The sequence below is a fragment of the Kribbella antiqua genome, from assembly GCF_004345665.1.
GTDB classification, from domain to species: domain Bacteria; phylum Actinomycetota; class Actinomycetes; order Propionibacteriales; family Kribbellaceae; genus Kribbella; species Kribbella antiqua.
The window spans coordinates 149,767-170,158 of the sequence record NZ_SLWR01000008.1 but is presented as its reverse complement, the minus strand read 5'-3'; the positions used below and the strand labels follow the sequence as shown (position 1 = coordinate 170,158).

Below are 20,392 nucleotides of genomic sequence, written 5' to 3'. Positions count from 1 at the left end.
CGGGGATTCATGAGGTAAGAAGTCCTCGTGCATCAGCGAGTTCGGCCTGCCTGGGTTGTGGCCGTCGTACTCGCGATCGTCGTCCTGGCCAGTGGCTGCAACACCGCTGACGACTGGTCCCGGCCCCACGCCGCACCGACGCCAGTTGGCACACTCGGCCCCGGCTTCCTGAACCCGGCGGCGCCGCCCTCACCGGAGGCGACGATCACGCCGAGCCCTGGCTCCTGGAACGACGTACATCCGCCATCGGGCTACCGCGTGGTCCTGCTCACTGCTGGGGACGACGCTCAGACGCAGACGCTGGTCACCGCCGTACGGGACTGGGCTGCGGCAGAGAAGGTCAGCCTGAAGACGGTGGAGGCGGCCTCTGGTAGCTACGTTCCGAAGATCACCGAGGCCATCGGTCTGAAGCCGGACCTCATCGTCAGCGCCGGCAACACTCTTATCGATCCGCTGGCCCTGGTGACCGCCAGCCATCTCGACCAGCAGTTCCTCGTTGTCGGCGCCGAACTGGCCGAGCCCACCGCCAACGTCACCGCCGCCGACTGGACCGGCGCCTCCTTCCGAGGCGAGGGCCTGGGCATGTCCTCCAACTACGACGCCTCGACATTCACACCCTCCCGAGCCGCCAACGCCATCCGCGCCGGAGCTGCCAGCGTTCTAACCGGCCACACCGGCATCGTTGTCTGGCTCAGCTAGTCAGCGGCGACGACCCCAGCGGCGGGCCGAGCCGATGCCGGCGAGGTGAAGCGCGAGGCAGAGGAGACCGGCGGTGAGGAGGGTCTGTGGCGTGAACGCGTCGCTGGCGCTCACGTTGGCCCAGTCGAGGATGAGCGCGAGCCCGAAGATGACGGCGGCGATGATCGCGAACATTGAGACTCCTTGGTGGAGGGCTATTCTCCAACCGGTACCCACCACCAGGCGTGTTCGGACCTCTACGGTGCGCTGACGACGGCCGCCGGGCGGATGTTGCGGTTGACGCGGAAGAGGTTGTCCGGGTCGTAGGCACTCTTCACGCGGGCCAGCCGGTCCAGGTTTGCACCGTATGCCTGCCGGATCCGCAGGTCGTCATCGTCAGTGGTCTGCACGTTGATGTAGTTGCCGCCGGTCGAGTACGGCTTGATCGCCTCCCAGGCCGTGCGTGCCCATTCGCGTCGGCGAGGGCCGTCGGGCGCATCCGGTGGCGACCCGCTCGCGATCAGGCAGATGTACTCGGCATCGCGGTTCCCGAACGGAGTGGACTCGTTGCCCAGGTCGGCCGCCGCGCCGCCGAGCTGCGCCAACCACAGCTGGCACATCGGCGCAGTGATCTCGGCTGCGTGCTTGCGGAACATGTCGAACAGACCGTCCGGCAGGCCGGGCAAGAACTCCGACTTCCAGTACTGATGCAGGCCGTCGGGCTGCCCGGCGTCGAACGTCCTCTGCTGCTCGACGTACGGCTTGCGCGTGATCGTGTCGACGATCGGCGTACCAAGGGCTCGAAGCGGTGCGAGGTCTTTCGCCGCGGCCGACTCGCTACCCGTGTGGCAGGCGACCACGGCGACGATCGGCCGGTTTCGCCATACGTCAGGGATGAGGGCGGTCGCCGGTGCGAGCTGCATGATGAGGTGCAGGCTCAGCTCCCGCGGTGCGGTAGCGCAGAGGTCCCGGTAGAGCGTGGCAACGGCGTCGAAGTCTTCCGCGTCCCAGGCGATCATCCCGCCGGTCATCAGGGAGCCGATGTCGTGCAGGCGGAAGCTGAAGCGCGTGACCGCTCCGAAGTTGCCGCCGCCCCCACGCAAAGCCCAGAACAGATCCTCGCGTTCGTCCGCGGCCGCTCTGCCCAGCCGGCCGTCGGCGGTGACGATCTCAACCTCCTCCAGGTTGTCCACGGTCCAGCCGAATCGCCTGCTGAGGTTGCCGAATCCCCCGCCGAGCGTGAGCCCGGCGACACCCGTGAGGGAGATCATGCCGAGCACGGTGGCGAGTCCGTGCGGTTGGGTGGCGCGGTCGACGTCGCCGAGTAGACAACCCGGTCCGACGTGTGCGAGCCGACGTACGGGATCGACTTCGACCCAGCGCAGCCGTGACATGTCCACGGTGAGCCCGCCGTCGGCCAACGCGGTTCCGCCAACGTTGTGACCACCGCCCTTGATCGACAGCAGCAGGCCATGGGCGTGTGCGAAGCGCACAGCCTCGGCCACCTCAGCACCCGAGACAGGCTGGACCACGAGGGCCGGCCGGCGCCTCACCATGCCGTTCCAGATCGTTGTCGCTTCGATGTAGCCCGCATCGCCGGGGCGCAGCAGCGGGGCCTCCATCTTCTTGGCCAGGGCCGCCAGCGCTTGCTGCGTCACCCGTACCGGCTCACCGTCGAGGCCGGTCATCCGAAGAGTGCTCATGGCGTCACCGTAGGGTCGTCCGGGCTTTCTCGAATCGGGTGTTTCCCTATGTCTCTATGGATGGCGGGACAGCCTGGCGCCGAGCTCGGCTCGCGTCCGGATGTTCAGCTTGCGGTAGACGCGGGCCAGATTCGCCTCGACGGTCTTGGCGCTGATGAACAGCTTTGCAGCCACTTCCCTGTTGGTCAGGCCGGACGCCGTCAGCTCGGCAACTCGCGCTTCGGTGGGAGTGAGCTCTGCCGGATCAGTGCGGGTCTGGCCAAGCCGGGCAAGCTCGGTGCGCGTCCGTGCCGCCCAGAGCTCAGCGCCCGCCGCGTCGAAGAGGTCTCTGGCCTGCCCGAGATACTCAGCGGCTGCACCCCGTCGCCGACACCGACGCTCCAGCTGGCCGGCCATCAGGTACGTGCGCGCTACCTCGAACCGCAGCTCGAGATCCGCGCATCTGGTCAGCGCAGCCTGCATCGTCGAGGACGCGGCCGCTAGGTCTCCGTGTGCCGCGAGTACGAGCGCTCTACAGCGGTCACTCAGCATCAGTGCCCACGACCTCTCCATGCGTACGGCGGCCTCCTCGAACTGGTCGAGCGAACGCTCCGCCGTAACGAGCTCGCCGATCCCGACGAGCGCGGTGATCTCGTCGGGAACGAAGAAGGCACGGATCGGCTCTGCGATGGCATGGTCTGTGGCGAGAGGTCCTAGGGCATCGTGGGCGGCCTTCGGGTCGTCCTGTGCGAGCGCCACAAGTGCAAGCGCCCAGCTCGCCCAGAGCACAGACAGCCGGCGACCAGTGCTCCCGGCCAGCTGGATGGCTTCCGCTGCACGGCTCTCTGCCAGCGCGCTGTCGCCTGCGAACGCGGGTGGCAGTGCGGCGAAGCCCAGTGCCGCGGACCGCAAGGACTCCGAGCCGGTCCGGATGGCGGCATCGAGCGCCTCGTCGGCGTACGCGGCGGCCGCCGGCAGGTCGCCGCGCCAGCACGCTGACCAGATGAGGTAGCCGTCAAGATAGGGCAGGTCGGTCTCCTCGCCGCCGTCGATGGTCCGCCGCCGCAGCGCTTCCAGCAGCCGGTCGCTTGCAGCCAGATGGCCGGCGTAGAACTCGAGGTACGCGGCGACCCGGCTCGGCCGCATCATGAACGAGGCCGGTCGATGCGGGTCTTCGAGGTCGAGAGCACGCGCGATCTTGACGTTGTCGACGCTGTGTCCGACGAGTACGTCGAGGCCGGCCACCGACGCGAGTGCTTCGGCGAGCAGGGCGGGCTCCTCAGCCTGCTCAGCAAGGTCGAGGGCACGATGAGCGTGGTCCGCCGCGGCGTCGTAGTCCGCGGTCGAAAGGGTGCCGAAGGCGAGCCGCAGTTCGATCTCGGCTTCCAGGGCGCTGTCGCCGCGGGCATGTTTCATTGCCTCCTGCAACAGCTGGATCCCCTCGGAGAAGCTGTCCCCCAGGTAGCGGATCTCGCCGAGCAGTCGAAGGGCGTCAGCTCGCTGCGGCCCGTCGGCCTCCTCTTTCAGCATCGCCAGCAGCGTTTCGCGGGCAACTGCGAGGTCGCCCGCGTGGAAGGCGTACTCAGCCCGCTGGATGGTTCGACGACGTCGTACGTCGGCTTGATCGTTGGGCGTCAGGGCGCTGGCGTGCTCGACCAGATCGGCGGCGGTCTCGGGTGCACCGCGGCGACGAGCGTGTTCAGCCGCATCCGCCAGCAGGTCTGCGATTGCCGCGTCCGGACCAGCTGCTGCCAGCGCCAGGTGACGGGCTCGCTCTTCGACGTCCGTGACGAGCTGCGCGAGCCTCGCGTGCACCTGACGACGCTGCTCCGGTGCTGCGGCGTCGTACACAGCCGCGGCGAAAAGGGGATGCCGGAAGGTCACCTTCGATGCGTGCAGGTCGACTATGCCCGCTATCTCTTGCAGTACGGCGGCCGGGAGCAGCTCGACCTCCACCGTTCCTGCAGCGGCGACGACGAGCAGTGCATCGCGCGCCTGATCGGACAAGGTGGCGATACGGTCACTCACGATGCGCCGCAGTCGGTCCGGCACTTGCAGGGTGGGGTCGTCGCCGGCTTCAGCCAACTCGAGCGCGAAGAACGGATTTCCATCGGCGACTCGATCGATCCGCGCCATCGCCCGGCTCGTGAATCGCCGGTCGAGCCTGTCCTCGAGCAGGTCGCGCAGAGTTTCAGTCCCCAGCCGCCCGACCTGGATCCGCCGGCAGCGATCGATCGACCGTACGACGTCGTCCGCGAGTCCGTCCGGCTCACCGCGCCGTACACAGGCCAAGAGCCCGACGGGAAGCCCGGCGAGCCGACGGAGGGCGAAGGCAAGGACTCTGGCCGACGGCGGGTCCGCCCACTGGAGGTCATCGATCGCCAGTACGGTCGGACCATTCGCAGCCAGTCTGCGCAGGACGGACACGGTGGCCGCGGCAACAGCGCGCTGGTCAAGCCGATCCGGTCCGGGTTCGACCCTCAGCAGAGCGATGGACAGCGCCCGGTCCTGGGGCTCCGGCAGATCGGCGACAACGTCGTCGAAGACGGGTTCGAGCAAGTCCGTCAGGACGTTGAACGCCAACCCCGACTCCGCTTTGGCTGGCCGCGCGACCAGCACTCGTCCGGTCGCGCGCGCCTGAGCAACGGCCGCATTCCAGACCGTGGTCTTACCGATCCCGGCGTCCCCTTCGAACACCAGGCCGACCGGCCCGGCCGTCACCGCGTCGAAGAACTCGGCAACAGCCTGGAGTTCCTTGTCCCGCCCGCGGACGACCTCCGCCATGCCACGAATATGACACAGGCCACGCCCCAACCGGGGCTGAAGCACGAAACCGCAGTTCAGAGCTCACAGAGCAAAACGAAGGCCCGGACCTGATGGTCCGGGCCTTCTTTCGTAGCGGGGGCAGGATTTGAACCTGCGACCTCTGGGTTATGAGTAGCCCTGACGCTGTCTCATCGACCTCACCTGGTGCCAAGTGACGACGCTGCCCGCCTGCGGGCCGGTCTCAACCGTCTCATCCGTAGCGATCCGATCGACCACCTGTCAGGACATCTCGGTCACAGATCCGGTCACGGATCGACCTCGTCCATGCCCATGGGTTTCCTTGTATTGGCGGTTCCGTGCCGCCGATTACGGTGCTCGACGGGCGCCGGGTGGTGCTGTGGCGACGGCCCGGCACGTCTGATGCCTGCGGGCCCCTAGTTTGGAGTTCCTCGTATGGATCCCCGCCACAGGCGCGTCCCGGGGAGCACGAATTGGGCACCGCGAGCCACACCACGGCGATCCACTGCGCCTCCGCGGGCGGGGTAGGTAGGTCCCAGCGGACAGTCCACCTCCCGTCCTTTCCCGTCGCGGCCTTCGGCGAGACCAACCACGCTTCACTCACAGGTCCGGTACTCGCATCGCATCGGACTCCGAGGGCGACCGCCTAGCAACAACAAAGATCGAGGAATTCTCGCCAGGGAGGTTTCGTGCGATACCGGTGAACACATACCGCCGGCCAGGCGGCGGTGGCATCGGGCGTTCGGACCAGGAAGTGATAGCAATCTCGGCCAGGCCCAGGGTGAACGTGCTCGATGTAGGTTCTGTCGGCGTGGGCACAGACGTGCTCAAGGTGGATCCGGTCGTTGTCGGCGCACCTGGCGGTTGGCCGTCTTGACCTGCGAATCCAATGAAGGCAACCACGACGCTCGCAAGCGCGGCGATGGCCGCGGCTAACAACGTCTGCCACCGCTCGAGATGCCTACTCCTAGCCTGAGCCTTCGCCGCCTTCGCCAATGTCCCGACCGCCCCGCCTTGCCTTCTTGGGAGATGGGTACTTCGCCCCCACAGCTCATTGTCACCCCGTTCGGGTACTACATCGGGACGCGCCTATCCCTGCTCACGAGCGGGCGAGTCGGCATTCCTCCGGCGCGACGCGGCCAACTGCTCCTGAGCGATGCGGAGTTGAACTGCGAGGGTCGCGCGTTGCACCTTGGCTGCATCCAGCTCAAGCTGCATCGATTGCCGTTGCGAGTTGAGCGCGGCTGCCTGAAGTTCAATCGTTCGTTCCTGCTGAGCAATCGCTCGTTGTTGCTGGGCATTCGTTTCCAGTTGATCTCGGTAAGCAAGTCCCGTATAGGTGAGCGCTACCGCCGAGATCACAGTTGACACAACGGCGGCCCACAGACCTGCCCTCTCGATTGCCGCCAGTCGACGAGGCTCTGCCGAGCGACCTTCTGCATGGACTGCTGCATGGCGCCGGCGACCGGCTACCTGACTGACACTTCGTCGCGGCCTCGACCTGGTCAATGCGCCAACCGCCGTCCGCGCCCGCACCCCTACCGCCCTCATGCTGAGCCGACCTCCTTGATCCCCAACGAACGAACTGGCCAGAAGGTCCATAGCGAGAGCCTTCGACCACATTGGACGCGCGACGTCAGCACGTCGTTCCTGTCGGCTAAGACGGAAGCTGGGCTTCTGGCCAGCGCAGGGGTGCGAACCTGCGTTGGCACACGCCGACAGATTTACGGAGGGGTGTCTGAATCGCCCTGACCTGCGGAGATGCTGGCCAATGACCAAACTTCCGCACCATTTCCGCGTCGAGGCTCGAGCAGACGCCATCAGGGAAGCGAACTGTCGATCGTCTCCGGCATGATTCACAGCATGGCGACTCAGAGACTGTTTGGGCATGTTCCGGGTGTGCCCGTGGGGACCATGTTTCCGTCGCGAGAGGCGGCCTACGCCGCGGGGGTACATCGCCAAGGGCAGGCCGGCATCGTCGGCACGGCTGCAGCCGGCGCCGAATCCGTGGTTGTATCTGGTGGCTACGAAGATGACGAGGACCATGGCGACTTCATCATCTACACCGGTCACGGAGGAAACGACCCGGGTACTCGTCGCCAGGTCGCAGACCAGTCCCTCGATGCTCGCGGCAACGCGGCGTTGGTCACCAGCTCCCTAACTGGAGCACCGGTGAGGGTGGTTCGTGGCCCGCACAGCTCGCCTCACGCTCCCTCGGCCGGCTATCGCTACGATGGCTTGTTCCGAGTCGAGAGCTGGTGGACTCAGATAGGTAGGAGCGGTTTCCGTATCTGCCGATACCGCTTGGTCAAGTTGACCGCCGAGCTGCCCGCCGAACCTGGGTCCGATGCCGACAGGGACGCCCCAACAGGCACGGAAAGGCCCGGTCGACGCAGTTCCACCGTGCAACGCGTCGTGCGCTCCAGCGCCGTCGCAGAACACGTCAAGGACCTGCACGACCACACTTGCCAGTTCTGCGGCCTGCGGCTCACTGTCCGCGGCAGAGGCTACTCAGAAGCAGCCCACATTCGACCCCTCGGTCGGCCACACGACGGACCTGACGTTCCAGAGAACATTCTGTGCCTGTGCCCTAATTGCCATGTGTTGTTCGACTTTGGCATGATTTCTGTCGGTGACGACCTAACAGTCACGCGACCAGCCGGACCTATTCGTCTGACTGTTCATCGGCGCCACACGATTGACACAGAACACCTTCGTTACCACCGTGAGCACCATAGAGGCTGATCTGGGTTTCTAGCGGCTAACCTGCGACAGATGCCGGGCCGGGCGGACCGTTTCCACATCCCATACAGATGCTTCGAATTGCATCCGTGCACGCACCTGCCCAACTGTCGCCCAAGGGTCACGCACCGACGTCGCCAGTCCTTTCAGGTGCGCTGCAACCCGTCTGGTAGCGGCGGATTCTGGCTTCGTCGGGGTCGCAGAAATGTAGGCATTGTCAGTCAGGGTCAAGATTCTGGAAATATCGCTAGGCGCCGGCCGGGGAGTTCTGCCACCTCTGTAGGGAGCGAGTAGCGCAACTACATCGGGATCGAGCAGGTCGGACCACACGCTCGGGTGATGAGCGTTTGGAGAGCCGTGATGTGCGACCTTGAACACCGATGCTCGCGCGTCCGTCGTAATGCTGGACAGCACCGCACTCCACCCGCAGCGCGAGGGTCCGTTCAGTAGATCAGATCCCAACAGAATCGCGTGGTCACCGACTTCAACCCAGATAGCCACTGCCATTTCATTCGGGTCGGCCGCCGAAAGCCTACGCCGGCTCTCGACCTTCGCTGTACCTTCAGCCAACTTGAGTTGGGCGCGATCAATGGCTTCATCAGATGGAGATAAAGCGGTTATTGCTACACCCGGCAGGTCATCGCGCGCACTTCGCTGCCAAAGTGGCCGTTGTTCATATGCCTTCAGTATCGGTCTCGGATTATTCCTGATCGCCCCGCGCCGTTTGGCCTCATCCAAAATGGCTCGATACTCGCTCCTAATTTTCGGCCGGATCTCCCGCTCGATCGATTCATCCGCCTCAACTTGCGCGAAAAATTCCTCAGAGGTAGCGGCGGCCGACATAACGAACTGGGCCGAAGACGCCCTCGTATAGACCTGAGAAAGTCCAGCGATATGGTCGTCATGGGCATGCGTTCCGACTACGAGCTTCAATTGAGTTGAAACGTCGACACCGAGACGGTCCAGGTAATCCAGCACAGGATGAGTGTTATCGGTCTGATTAACACAGGAGTCGACAATGACCCAATCACCATTCCCAAGGTGAATGAGGATTGACTCACCTTTCCCGGGACCAAATATGGAGACCTCTATCACATCGCCGGCCGGCGGACCGGCAGTTTGCGCGCTATTCGATGTAGTCCGCAACGTCCTCAAACCTCTGCCTACCGCGGGCCTTGATCTGCTCGACCTCCTCGGTTGTCCAAACCCCGAGCCTCCGCAGCCGGACCGATGAGGTCCTGCTCACGCCATAACCCCTGCCGTGATTCACAGTGCGCACCGTCACATAGACAACGTCGCCCGGCACCACGACCTCTGGATAGAGCAACTCGGTCGAAAAATCCGCGTATACAGCAGAGCCTTCACTGCTGAGTGGGGTAATTTCTGCAGTGAAATAGTCGTCCTCAACTTCAACAACCCTGCCCTCCCATTTCTCCATTCCACTCACAACCACATCGGCGGGCTTCGGCGGCGCCTGGCTAGGCCCCTCGCTCAACGACCGCAATGGCGCGCCTGAGGCGAAACGAATCGCATCCAAGTACGTCGAGAGGGGCCCTACATCTGGATGGACTCGACCTATCAAGTGATCGTGGAGGATTCGCGAGGACTCGGCCATCAGTTGATCGGAATCACCTGAGGGGAAACGGAAGGTGCGTGAACGCAGCACGCTTGAAAAGTTACGACCAATTGGCGGCATGGTCGCCCTAGGAACAGGCACCCCAGCCGTAAAATGTGCAGGCCCAAGCGGCGCACGATTAAAGAGCGAAGCGAAATCTGGAAGCGTGGGCGAACTTGGGGCATCTATGTCCACAGTCCCCTCGCCAGACACCGTCATGAAATCCCCCCCACCTTAAACAAATGATTCACCATTTGATTCGACCGCTTAATCGCAGATTGGAAATCATCACGCAGGATCTCAAGAGCAAGCGGAATTCTGTCCGATGAGGGAACCCCAGTTCCCTCATAATTCATTCTCGCCGCACTTTCCCTATCGACAGGCTGACTCTCGACAAGCCTTAGATCGTAGTGATCATTATGCGTGACCTTGACACCATATTGAACCGACTCGGATGGCTCAACTATCACTTGAACCTTACCGGCATACCTGTCTGGCCGAACGCCATAAAGCGTTAGATTCAGCAGACCAGGGAGGGTCAGAACGCCACTCCAGTTATCTTTCGGGACGAGCGTGTCCCCGATGCTGTGCCACTGCTCCAGAGAACCAGCAGGAAAATGCACAAACCGATTGATACCCAGTGCCGCGATAGGGGTCTGATCGAGTATGCGCAGAACGCCGGCAGCCGCATCCCGGGTTCGCTCAAACTCAGCCTCCTCCGTTGTGCTTAGCTGCAACGTGTCTTGCGTGACAGTGCACTCCAACCAGCCACACTGGAACTTGGCAACGGCGGGCGAAATCACCTGGACTTCAGAGTCTTCGTATTCCCCTGGTCCAATCAACTCGACTTTTGAGAGCCAAGCCGGCGAAAATATGGCAGGATTGAAGTGCCCCTTCACAACAAGAGCCAACTCATCGTGACTCAGTGGCACCGTGGACATTCGTCTCCACCTCATTGTCGCTCTGACACCGGTAGCGCTCGCCTGCCCATGATGCCATGGGTGCTGCTACCTGTAAGGAGTGTCTCAGCGCACGGCCAGTGACGGAAGCAGCGTCATCAGGTTGCCATGTAGCCGCTGGGCGTGTTCGTACGTCGCCGATTCACGACGGGCTTGCCGATGGGTCCATGCGACAGGAGGTGTGCGGCCAGGGACCGAGCGCCACAGAGGGGCACCTCACTGAGCGCTGACCCACGTCAGCGGATGACCATAGGTCTTCCACCGGCGCCAGACCAAGCCGCTGAGGTGGTCGGCGACCGCGAAGGGGTCCGAAGGCTCTAGTGCAAGCGCCAGCGCTTACGTGATAATCCGCTTTTGGAAGAGTGCGCCACTCATCCGGCCGGGAACCTGACAGGTTCGTATATGGTCGTAACCACGCTTCAGGTAGTAGTCATGCAGCTTGGTATTCGTGCTCCAGACGTTCATGCGGACCCAGGATTTTCCCTGTTCGCGCGCCAGATCCTCGACCGCCCTCAGGAGGGCGTCGCCGTACCCCTTGCCGTGTTCAACGACGAAGAACCGGCTGATGTAGATCTGCGGCTGAGCCAACTCCTCAGGTGACCAGAAGTCGGACTCCGGATCAATTAGAGCCATCATCGCGACAACCTCACCGTCAACCTCCCATCCAACGAACGGGTAGTTGTCGAAGTCGCGATCGATATTGGCGTGGACCTTGGCCATGTCGAGACCGCCGCGATATTGGTCGGTGTCCTTGGTTGCCAGCCATTCGCCCGCCTCATCGCGGACGCGATGGACGAGCTGGCGGTGTGATTCGTCAAGTGTGATCAGCATCAGGCGTCCAGGTCGTACGAGACCTCGACGCGGTCGGCCGCCATGCGCGTCACCATGTAGCGCACCGGACGGCCTTCGGCGTCGTAGCCGACGCGGGTGTGAACGAGTAATGGGGTGCCCGGGGCCATCATCAGGCGCTGGGATTCTTCCGTGCTGGGCATCCGGGCTGTGAGGGTGTCGTGCCAGCGCGCCTGCTTGTGTCCGGTCGCGGCGAGCAGGCCGCCCTGGACGCCGAGGTCGCTGGGGTTCCAGAACAGCTCGTTTCCGTCGGTCACGAAGGGCGGGAAGTACGAGTCACTTAGCTGGTGAGGTTCGTCGTTGACCCACCGGAGGCGATTACGCGCCTGGATCGGGGTTCCCTCGGGGATCTGTAGCGCCTTGGCTACCTCGGCCGGTGCCTGGATCGTGAGGATGCTGAGGTCGTTCTTTGGTATCCCGCCCTGAGCCTTGATGGTGTTCGCCCAGGCGTCGCCGTCGTTGTTGTGGGCTCTCTCCCACTCCGCCATCTTCCACTCCCAGCGGTGGATCTGACGGACGCGGCGGGTCCTTCCCTGGCTGCTCGTGATCAGCCCTTCGGCCTCCAGCGCGGCCAGTGCGGCACGGACCGTGTTGCGGCTCGCGCCGTAGCGATCCACGAGTTCCGCCTCGCTGGGCAAGGCTGAACCGGGCTCGCCCAGCGAGTCACGGATCAGGCGGGCGACCCGCTCTTGCAACGTCTCCGGCATCTCAAGGTCCTCTCGATTGCTGCTTGACAAGCTTATGCGGCTTGTTCCAACATGTCACTCGAAGCAACTTGTTCCAACAAGCCAGATAAGAAGACCAAGGCCCATAGGGCAACAAATAGCGACGCCCCGGCGGTGGCACCCGCCGAGGCGTCTGGGTCGCGCCCGTCCCTTCAGAACAGGAGCACTACCCGTGAGCATCATCTACCTTTCAGCCGTCAGCGACGAGGAGCCGACCCCCGCTGATCTGGCCGCCATCGAACAGGAGTGGCCGCTGATCACGGCCGAACTGGACTTGCTGGACGCACAGATCGCGTACATCAACGCGGGTCCAGCCGCGTCGGTTCTGGACCGGCGTCGAGTGCGGCGTGCGGAGCACCGGGTCATGGTTGTGGCCCGCGAACTGGCGTCCGACGACTCGGGTTCGGAAGGTGCGGCATGAACGGCCGGACCGCTCCCGAGAGGCAGTACACGGCTGCTGAGAACACGGCCCGGAACGTGTTCTTGCTGATGTCGACGCTGCTCGCGCTGGCTCTGACCTTCAACGACGTGAGCAGGTATCACGGCACTGTCCGGGTGCTGTTGTCGGTTGGCCTGGCCGGGATCGTCTTCGCGATCGTCATGTCCACTCTGGTGGTCATACCGGGGCGGGCGTTCTCCGACGAGATCAAGACCGCTATGGCGCGGGTCGCGGTCACGGCTGCCGCTGTCGGTGGCAACCTCTACGCCTGGATGTACCTCATCGCTGTGGGTGCCCAGTGAGCCGCCCGAAGGTGCATGACCCGGTGTTCCTGGACGAGGTCTGGGCTGACCGGCTCGGCATCGACAGCGTCGACGGCGTAGAGGACGAGCTGCGGGCGCGGTTCGAGCACCTGTCGCGGTTCGTGCTCTGTGGGGGGATGCCCCCGGCCGGTAAGGCGGTGTCGGCGGAGGCCGCGACGGCGTACGGCGAGCTGTGGGTGTTGTCCGGGTTCCTGGCCGACGCCAAGCGCGTGCTGAGCGGCGAGGAGGACGGCCGATGAACCCCGACCGCATGGACGCGATGATCAAGTCCGCCAATGACGCCTACGAGGCGATCCGGACACTGAACCACGCCACCCTCACGGCCACGGTCCCGGCCCCGGTCGCCTACGCGCTGCTGGGTTCGCTGCGCCAGCTCGAACACGCCGTTGCCCGGCTCGCCACCCAGCTCAGCAGCGGGTTACGCCGGTCGCTGACCGAGTACGACGTTTACGACGACACCCGCGACCCCGCCCAGAGCGTCGCGATGGCGGCCGCCGCGCTGGCAGAGACCGCGACCCACGCCGACCGAACCGCTGAGTGCGCGGCTGCCGCCCAGCTCGCCATCACCTGGCAGGGCTTCCGCCTGGACAAGGAGGACGACCGATGAGCACCGTCGTACCTGCCCCGGAGAAAGCGCCGGCCACCGGCAAGCCCAACGCCGTGGACAAGCTCCGGTCGGCTGCTGCGGAGGCGTCGCAGGTACGGGCACTGTCCACGCATCCGGATGTGGTTGCGCTGCGGGTGGAGTCGGTCCGTACGCAGGTTGACCGGTGCATGTGGGTCGGGATCGTGCTCGGTTTGGCGTTCACGATGGTCAACGTTCAGGCGTTCGCGGCGCAGGGTGCGGTGTTGTGGTCGCTGCCGTGGTTCGCGGCGTGGCTGCTGGACCCGATGGTGTCGCTGGTGCTGATCGCGGTACTGCGAGCTGAGCAGATCACCGCGCGATACCAGGTGTTCGACGACACGAAGTGGATCGGCAAGACCAAGAAGCTCGCGTTCGCGGCAACGTACGTGATGAACACGTGGGCGTCGTTCGGTCATCGAGACATCGCGGGGATCGTGCTGCACTCGGTTCCGCCGCTGCTGGTGTTCTGTGCCGCCGAGACTGCGCCGGTGCTGCGGGACCGGCTGACCGAAGCGGTGCTCCGGGCGGAGCGGGCAGCCGCGCTGGCTGACCCGGAGGGGCCATCTCACCGGCTCGACACCCCGCCCGCCGCTGCTGAGCTGCCGGCCACCACCAACGACGCTCAGACGGCCGCTGAGACGACCGAGACGGCCCCGGCAGCCAAGGCGAACAGCAAGCCAGCCAAGCCGCGCCGGAAGACAGCGAAGCCGGGTCGCAAGCTGCTGGCCGACTACGTGACCGAAGCTCTCGCGGCGGTCGAGCCCGGTACGGCGGCCGACGACATCACCCCGGCGTGGGCGCGGCACACAACCGGTTGCTCAACCGGCCTGTCCCCGAAGGTCGCGGCGGCTGTCCGCGACGAGCTGACCACTTCCCCGAAGACCACGAACCACGACGCGGACGCGATGGGCGAACCGGCCCGGGTCGCGGCCTGACCGATAGGAGCGCAAGCGCATGGACAACGTGCACAAGCTTCACGACGACGACCACGACAACGCCGACGAGACGACGCAGGATGTTGCTCGGGGCATCGTTCACGAACCGGCTGAGCGCGTCGACGCTGAGACGGAGCCGGGCGAGGGTGAGGTGATCGAAGCCGAGATCCTCACCGAGGAAGAGGAAGCCGAGCTGGACCGCCGACTTGCCAACCGCGGCGCGCTGGTACGGCGGGCGGTGACCGGTACGCAGGTCGCTACTCGGGCGGTAGTGAAGGTGTCCACGCACGACAAGACGAAGACGGCCGGGAAGGTGCTGCTGCGCGAGGGCTTCACGGTCGTGCAGGGGGTGGAGTCCTGGGCCAAGCGTGCGTGGGACGCGTCGACCATGGGTGTGTACCGGCGCCAGATCAAGGCGGCTGAGGCGGTCGGGGATCGCGAGGAGCTGAAGGAGTGGACCGACCGCAAGGAGATGGCCACCGAACGCCGTCACCGCCGACTGCTGGACCTGCCGAAGCTCGCCTGGGGTGTCCTGAAAGTCACCGTAGCCATGGTGATCGGTGTGCCGTTCCTGGTGCTGCTGATCGCGATCCTGACCAAGGCCACCGGGAACGGCTCGTTCACGGATGTGTGGCTGGGGTTCTTCGCGCTGATCGGGTTCCTGATCGCGGCCGGTGCACTCGTGTGGAGTGGTGTCTCCATGGCTGCGCCGTTCCTGATCGTGCTGGCCGCGTGGCGCGAGGGCAGGCGCCGGGCGGAGCCGCCCGCGTGGCTGGTCACGACGGCTGACGCGGAGTGGGATGCGGCGATCGATGAAACCACGATCGCGAGGGCGCTGGAGGCGCTGCGGATCCCGGCCATCACGCAGTACCTGAAGTCCGGGCTGAAGTTGCAGTTCATCACTCCGGCCCGGGTTGACGGTCGTGGCACGCACGCGGTGGTGCGGCTACCTGCCGGTGTGACGGCGGAGAAGATCGCACGACGCCGTGGCGACCTGGCGACCGGTCTGCACCGCGCTGCGAAGGAGGTGTGGCCGACCACCGGCAGCGAGGCCGGGATCCTGGATCTGTGGATCGCCGACAAGGGCGCGCTCGCTGAGGGCGCGGGTGACTACCCGCTGCTGGCCGGCGGGCTGGTGGACGTGTTCAAGGGCGTGCCTGCCGGGAAGACGCTGCGCGGTGACGCGATGCTCGCGCCGATCATGGAACGCAACACGATGACCGGTGGCATGCCCGGTCAGGGAAAGTCCAGCGCAGCGCGGGCGGTCATGGCCGGGTGCGCGCTCGACCCCACGACCGAGCTGCGGATCTGGGTGCCGGACACGAACTTCGACTTCGAGGTGTTCAAGCCGCGGTGCTCGTCCTACGTGATGGGCGCGGACGACGAATCCATGAAAGCGATCCGAGACCAGCTCGTGAACGTTCATGAAGAGGTGCAGCGGCGCGGCGAGCTGCTGATCCGCTACGAGGTGCCCGCCGTGACTCGTGAACTCGCCTCGGCTGGTGTCGGGCTGCACCCGCTGATCTGCCTGCTGGAAGAGGCGCACGTGGCGATCACCGACGACACCTACGGCAAGGAGATCTCCAAGCTACTGGTCGAGATCGTGAAACTCGGCCGCAAGCGCGGCATCCACATGATCATCTCGACCCAGGCACCCACGCGCGATTCGATGCCGCGTGACGTGACCCGCAACTGCTCCAACGGGATCGCGTTCGCGGTCGGTGACCACGTCGCCAACGATGCCCTGCTCGGTCAGGGCGCGTACGCGGCCGGTCACCGGGCGACCGAGCTGATCCCCGGCACCGACAAGGGAACCGCTGTCGTGAAGGGCTTCACCGGCGAGCGGTCCGAGATCCTGCAGTGGTACTACCTCGACGTTGCCAAGGGCAATGACCAAGTGACCCCGCTGATCAAGCGGTCCCTGGACGCGATCGCCAAGCTCGGCAAGACCGTGCCCGACTCCCGGCCGGTCGAGATCGAAACCCGCGACCTGCTGAGCGACCTGGACGAAGTCCTCGGAGACGAGCCGGTGCCGAGCGCGGACGTGCCCGCCCTGCTCAAGCGGCTCGCCCCGGCCTGGACGCCGTACCAGTCGCTGACCGGCAAGGCGCTGCGGGAGCTGCTCGACACCGAGCACGGCATCCGTGTCCCGTCGACCGGCAACCGCTACCCCCTCGATCCCGCTACCGTCCGTGACGCGATCGTGCGGCTAGAGCAGAACGCGAACGATGCCGACGAGGACAGCGACGACGCTGGACAGCTCGCGAGTTAGCTCCACACCACGGGCCGGAAACCGCCCAAATCGGGCTCTGGCCAGCGGGTTCCTGCGCCGGGTTAACTCGCCTCACTCGGTAACTTTCCGCAGGTCAGAGCCACATTAGCCCCCACTGAGCCGGTGAGTTACAGACCTAACCCGATCACCGGCACCTAACTGTCCAAACCATCCACACCAGACGGCCACCGCCAGGTGCCCGCCTTGGCTCGCCATGCCCTGATTCGACTACAGAAAGTGACAGAGATGTTGGATTCTGTGCCGCCGCTGGCCGCGCTCGTCACCGCCGGATCCGTCCTCCTCCTGACCGCTGTCGGGGTCGTGCTGGTGGTCGGTTACCTGCTCGGTTGCCGCATCTGGCCCTACGCCAACTGCCCCCGCTGCAACGGCACCGGTAAGTCCGGCGCACCCGGCCGGAAGGCGTTCCGCAACTGTCCCCGCTGCAAAGGCACCGGCCGCCGGACCCGGATCGGCCGTCGCCTGCTCGACCGCACCAGCAACCGCTGAACCCATCTGAGGAGACCACCACCGATGGCCACCCCACGCAAACCCCGCAAGCCCGTTGCCGAGAGCAAAGGCAAGAAGACCGAGGACCGGCCGTTGACTCCGCGCGAGGAGTACCGCGAAGCGCTGGCCGACCTGAACCGCTACTCGCACAACAACGAGACCGCCGAAGCCCGCCAGGCGCGTGACAGGTTCGACCGCGCCGACCGCACGCGCTCGTGGTGGCGTCGCTGATGGCCGCGCCGATCGACCGCGCCACGCTGCACCCGGCCGCGTCGCGCTGGATCGAGCTGTGGAACGGCAAACAGGCTCTCGGCTGGGACTACTACGGGACGCCGGTGTTCCGGTTCCGGCGGGCACCCGCAGGGCTCGCCACGCGCCGCCAGCTGCGGGCGATGCGGATGTGTCCGGGCGGGCAGGAGCCGTACGCGCTGCTGGTGTGGCGCAACGGCAAACGCTGGGCATGGCTGTACCGGCTCGACCTCGCCAGGCCGTCCCGGGTCCCGTCTCCGGCTCAGCTCAACGCGCTGGACAAGGCGATGGAGGCGCGCCGTACGTGCCAGCTCTGCAAGGCCGTCACCGACTACTGCATCCCGACCTCAGATGGCCGCTGCAACGACTGCATCGACGCCGCCAGCTACCCGCACGCTGCCTGACCCCACCTCGAGGAGGTACCACCGATGAACGACCTGCTGACCGCCGCCCTGGATGCCGCCGAACATGGCTGGCCGGTGTTCATGCTCGGTCGCTCCAAGCGGCCGGTCGCCAACTGCCAGCTCTGCCACGACAACCCGCACGACCCGGCGAGCTGCGAGCACCTGACCTGCCACGGGTTCTACGCCGCCAGCACCAACCCGGCCCGCGTCGCCGCCATCGTGGACGCCGTACCCGCCGGGCAGCTCGCCGTCAGGACCGGGGCCGTGTCCGGGCTGCTGGTGGTCGACGTCGACCCCGCCCACGGCGGCACTGCGAGCCTGGCCGAACTGGTGGCCAAGCGGCTGGTGCCGCGCACGCTGTGGGTCCTCACCGGGTCATTCGGTCAGCACCTGTACTACCGCCACCCCCGCCAGCACATGCCGTCACGGCCGATGCCGAACCGCCCGGGGATCGACATCAAGGCAGACGGCGGGTACGTCGTACTGCCCCCATCCAGCCACCACCGCACCCACCGCCCCTACCAATGGGGACACCCAGTGTCCGAACCAGTGGAGATGCCCCCCGCGCTCGTCACCGCGTGCCAGCCACCACCCGCCGACCCGGTGCCGCGCGCCGGCCAAATCCCTACGACCGAAGCGGGGGGCATCTCCCACCCTGACCGCCTACTCACCTCGCACCTGAACGCCGTACGCCACGCCCCCGAAGGAAAGCGTCGAACCACGCTCTACGGCGCCGCGCGGGGTGTTGCGCGGATGGTTGCGGCCGGTGCGATCAGCCACGCCGACGCTGTTGCCGCGCTGACCGATGTGGGGCAGCAAGCCGAACAGACCGCCCGCGAAATCCGCGCCGCCATCGCTGGTGGCTTCCGTGCCGAAGGGATCGCCGCGTGACTGCCGAGCTGCCGGACTGGCTGCCACCCCTGCCACCGATCACCGAGCCACCGGACGACGACCCATGGGGAGCGGTGCCGCCGACCCCGATCCGGCCGACGCTGGCACAGAACCGTGGTGTGGATCCACGCGGCGGTTTTCCGGTACCGGCCGCGCAGGGATGGGACGGCCCGCCGGTGCCGCTGAAGACCAAGCGGCTGGTCCGGCCGTTCCCGGTCGACGTGTTCCCCGGCTGGCTGGCCGATCAAGTTCACGGCGTCGCGGAAGCCACCCAGACCCCGGTCGACCTGGCCGCGTCCGTGGCGCTGGCGTGCGTGTCCACGGCGGCCGGGGGCAAGGTCCTGGTCCGGGTCACCCGATCGTGGGTCGAACAGGTCAACCTCTACACGGTCACCGCGCTACCGCCCGGGTCGCGTAAGTCGCCGGTGTTCCGGGCGATGACCGCACCGCTGTCGGACGCTGAGGACGCGCTGCGGGAGATCGCGGCAGAGCAGCGGGTGGAAGCCGAGCTTGCTGCCCGGGTCGCCTGGGCACGCGCGGAAGACCTTGCCAAGAAGGCCGAACGCGCCCAGGCGAACCCGCACGAGGCACTGGCGGATGCGACGGCGGCAGCCAAGGAAGCCGCGGGGATCGTCGTACCCGAGCTGCCCCGGCTGATGACCGACGACGTCACCCCCGAGTCGTGCATCTCACTGCTTGCCACCCACGGCGGCCGGATGGCCGTGCTGTCGGCCGAAGGTGACGTGTTCGCCACCCTCACCGGCACCCGCTACTCCGCACAGCCCAACCTGGGCGTGTTCCTCAAAGGCCACGCCGGCGACAAGCTCCAGGTCGACCGCAAGGGCCGCGATTCCGAAACCGTCGAACGGCCCGCGCTGACCCTGGGCGTCACCACCCAACCGGGAACACTTGCCGGGCTGGCCGCACAGCCCGGGTTCCGGGATCGCGGTGTCCTCGCCCGGATCCTCTACAGCCTGCCGCCCAACACCGTGGGCAGCCGCAACAACGAAGCCGACCCCGTTCCCGAGCACGTCGAGACGACGTACCGCGACGCGCTCATGACCCTCGTCCTGGTCCTGGCCGACCACGACACCCCGCACCAGCTCGCCCTCGACCCGGAAGCCGGACAGGTGCTGCTGGACTTCCAGAACTGGCTGGAACCGAGGCTGCACCCGCAGACCGGCCAGCTCGCCGGAATCACCGACTGGGCCTCCAAGCTCGCCGGTGCCGTCGTCCGGCTGGCCGCACTGCTGCACGTGGCCCACAACTTCCACCACGGCTACGCCCGCCCCATCACCGCCGACACCATGCGCGCCGCCGAAAACGTCGGCCGCTACTACCTCGACCACGCCCTAGCCGTCTACGACCTCATGGGCCGATCCGACCCCGACCTAGACGACGCCCGCGAAGTCCTCGCCTGGATCACCAAACACGGCCACCCCACCTTCACCCGACGAGATGCCCTCCGCTCCCTCCAAGGCCGCACCCGATTCACCACCGCCGCCGACCTCGACCCCGCACTCCACATCCTCACCGACCACGGCCACATCCGGCCCAAGGCCAGCGACACCAAGCCCGGCCGGGGCCGCCCCTCGACCGCCTACGAAGTCCACCCCGCAGTCCTCGCCACCCCCTGACAAAAATGACAAAAACCCGAGTTCTGTCAATTTTGTCAATTTTGTCAGGGCCTCTCGACCGTGAAGGAGACGCACC

The 20,392-nt window shown here is 65.8% G+C and carries 22 protein-coding genes; 13 read left to right on the top strand and 9 right to left on the bottom strand.

What is annotated here, in order from left to right:
- Nucleotides 1-27 precede the first annotated feature (27 nt).
- Entirely contained in the window at nt 28-699 is a 672-nt protein-coding gene (locus tag EV646_RS23135; protein WP_132151911.1) for a type 1 periplasmic-binding domain-containing protein, read from the top strand.
- Here EV646_RS23135 and EV646_RS39430 read toward each other — a convergent pair whose 3' ends face one another.
- From EV646_RS39430 to EV646_RS23120, 4 genes are all read right to left on the bottom strand, one after another.
- A complete protein-coding gene (locus EV646_RS39430; protein WP_199237137.1) occupies nt 700-873 on the bottom strand; it encodes a hypothetical protein in 174 nt (57 codons plus the stop codon).
- Nucleotides 874-935: 62 nt separating this feature from the next.
- Complete coding sequence (locus EV646_RS23130; protein ID WP_199237136.1) at nt 936-2,381, bottom strand: FAD-binding oxidoreductase; 1,446 nt, start codon at nt 2,379-2,381, stop codon at nt 936-938.
- A 54-nt stretch (nt 2,382-2,435) separates the two neighbouring features.
- Nucleotides 2,436-5,144 (bottom strand): AAA family ATPase, encoded by a 2,709-nt coding sequence (locus EV646_RS23125; protein WP_132151909.1) that lies wholly within the window; start codon nt 5,142-5,144, stop codon nt 2,436-2,438.
- A 1,089-nt stretch (nt 5,145-6,233) separates the two neighbouring features.
- Nucleotides 6,234-6,506 (bottom strand): hypothetical protein, encoded by a 273-nt coding sequence (locus EV646_RS23120; RefSeq protein ID WP_132151907.1) that lies wholly within the window; start codon nt 6,504-6,506, stop codon nt 6,234-6,236.
- Between the two features lie 399 nt (nt 6,507-6,905).
- On the opposite strand from EV646_RS23120, the gene EV646_RS41020 reads away from it, so the two are divergent.
- Nucleotides 6,906-7,889 (top strand): YDG/SRA domain-containing protein, encoded by a 984-nt coding sequence (locus EV646_RS41020; protein WP_199237135.1) that lies wholly within the window; start codon nt 6,906-6,908, stop codon nt 7,887-7,889.
- Nucleotides 7,890-7,898: 9 nt separating this feature from the next.
- Here the strand turns inward: EV646_RS41020 and EV646_RS23110 are convergent, their stop codons facing one another.
- The 5 genes from EV646_RS23110 to EV646_RS23090 all read right to left on the bottom strand — a co-directional run bounded on the left by EV646_RS23110 (nt 7,899) and on the right by EV646_RS23090 (nt 12,016).
- On the bottom strand, nt 7,899-8,864 hold the full coding sequence (locus EV646_RS23110) for a ComEC/Rec2 family competence protein (protein WP_132151905.1): 966 nt from the start codon (nt 8,862-8,864) through the stop codon (nt 7,899-7,901).
- Nucleotides 8,865-9,012: 148 nt separating this feature from the next.
- Entirely contained in the window at nt 9,013-9,501 is a 489-nt protein-coding gene (locus EV646_RS23105) for a hypothetical protein (RefSeq protein WP_132151903.1), read from the bottom strand.
- Nucleotides 9,502-9,716: 215 nt separating this feature from the next.
- The gene (locus EV646_RS23100; protein WP_132151901.1) at nt 9,717-10,442 is read right to left on the bottom strand and encodes a hypothetical protein; all 726 of its coding nucleotides are present in this window, start codon (nt 10,440-10,442) and stop codon (nt 9,717-9,719) included.
- Between the two features lie 354 nt (nt 10,443-10,796).
- Nucleotides 10,797-11,291: a GNAT family N-acetyltransferase gene (locus EV646_RS23095; RefSeq protein WP_132151899.1), complete on the bottom strand. Its 495-nt coding sequence runs from the start codon at nt 11,289-11,291 to the stop codon at nt 10,797-10,799.
- Nucleotides 11,291-12,016 (bottom strand): GntR family transcriptional regulator, encoded by a 726-nt coding sequence (locus EV646_RS23090; RefSeq protein WP_132151897.1) that lies wholly within the window; start codon nt 12,014-12,016, stop codon nt 11,291-11,293. Before EV646_RS23090 ends, EV646_RS23095 begins: the two co-directional genes overlap by 1 nt.
- A gap of 190 nt (nt 12,017-12,206) precedes the next feature.
- Between EV646_RS23090 and EV646_RS23085 the strand changes: the two genes are divergently transcribed.
- The 11 genes from EV646_RS23085 to EV646_RS23035 all read left to right on the top strand — a co-directional run bounded on the left by EV646_RS23085 (nt 12,207) and on the right by EV646_RS23035 (nt 20,316).
- The gene (locus EV646_RS23085) at nt 12,207-12,455 is read left to right on the top strand and encodes a DUF6284 family protein (RefSeq protein WP_132151895.1); all 249 of its coding nucleotides are present in this window, start codon (nt 12,207-12,209) and stop codon (nt 12,453-12,455) included.
- On the top strand, nt 12,452-12,775 hold the full coding sequence (locus EV646_RS23080; RefSeq protein WP_132151893.1) for a hypothetical protein: 324 nt from the start codon (nt 12,452-12,454) through the stop codon (nt 12,773-12,775). Before EV646_RS23085 ends, EV646_RS23080 begins: the two co-directional genes overlap by 4 nt.
- Nucleotides 12,772-13,035: a hypothetical protein gene (locus tag EV646_RS23075; RefSeq protein ID WP_132151891.1), complete on the top strand. Its 264-nt coding sequence runs from the start codon at nt 12,772-12,774 to the stop codon at nt 13,033-13,035. The genes EV646_RS23080 and EV646_RS23075 overlap by 4 nt, the downstream gene beginning before the upstream one ends.
- On the top strand, nt 13,032-13,403 hold the full coding sequence (locus EV646_RS23070) for a hypothetical protein (protein WP_132151889.1): 372 nt from the start codon (nt 13,032-13,034) through the stop codon (nt 13,401-13,403). Before EV646_RS23075 ends, EV646_RS23070 begins: the two co-directional genes overlap by 4 nt.
- Nucleotides 13,400-14,356 carry a hypothetical protein gene (locus EV646_RS23065; RefSeq protein WP_132151887.1) on the top strand — a complete coding sequence of 319 codons (957 nt, stop codon included), beginning with the start codon at nt 13,400-13,402 and terminating at the stop codon, nt 14,354-14,356. Before EV646_RS23070 ends, EV646_RS23065 begins: the two co-directional genes overlap by 4 nt.
- A gap of 19 nt (nt 14,357-14,375) precedes the next feature.
- Nucleotides 14,376-16,628: an ATP-binding protein gene (locus tag EV646_RS23060; RefSeq protein ID WP_132151885.1), complete on the top strand. Its 2,253-nt coding sequence runs from the start codon at nt 14,376-14,378 to the stop codon at nt 16,626-16,628.
- A 246-nt stretch (nt 16,629-16,874) separates the two neighbouring features.
- Nucleotides 16,875-17,135, top strand: a complete 261-nt coding sequence (locus tag EV646_RS23055) for a hypothetical protein (protein WP_199237134.1) — start codon at nt 16,875-16,877, stop codon at nt 17,133-17,135.
- 24 nt (nt 17,136-17,159) lie between these two features.
- On the top strand, nt 17,160-17,366 hold the full coding sequence (locus EV646_RS23050) for a hypothetical protein (protein WP_132151883.1): 207 nt from the start codon (nt 17,160-17,162) through the stop codon (nt 17,364-17,366).
- Nucleotides 17,366-17,788, top strand: a complete 423-nt coding sequence (locus EV646_RS23045) for an RRQRL motif-containing zinc-binding protein (protein WP_132151881.1) — start codon at nt 17,366-17,368, stop codon at nt 17,786-17,788. The genes EV646_RS23050 and EV646_RS23045 overlap by 1 nt, the downstream gene beginning before the upstream one ends.
- A 24-nt stretch (nt 17,789-17,812) precedes the next feature.
- Nucleotides 17,813-18,679 (top strand): bifunctional DNA primase/polymerase, encoded by an 867-nt coding sequence (locus EV646_RS23040; protein ID WP_132151879.1) that lies wholly within the window; start codon nt 17,813-17,815, stop codon nt 18,677-18,679.
- A complete protein-coding gene (locus EV646_RS23035) occupies nt 18,676-20,316 on the top strand; it encodes a YfjI family protein (protein ID WP_132151877.1) in 1,641 nt (546 codons plus the stop codon). The genes EV646_RS23040 and EV646_RS23035 overlap by 4 nt, the downstream gene beginning before the upstream one ends.
- The last annotated feature ends 76 nt before the right edge of the window (nt 20,317-20,392 follow it).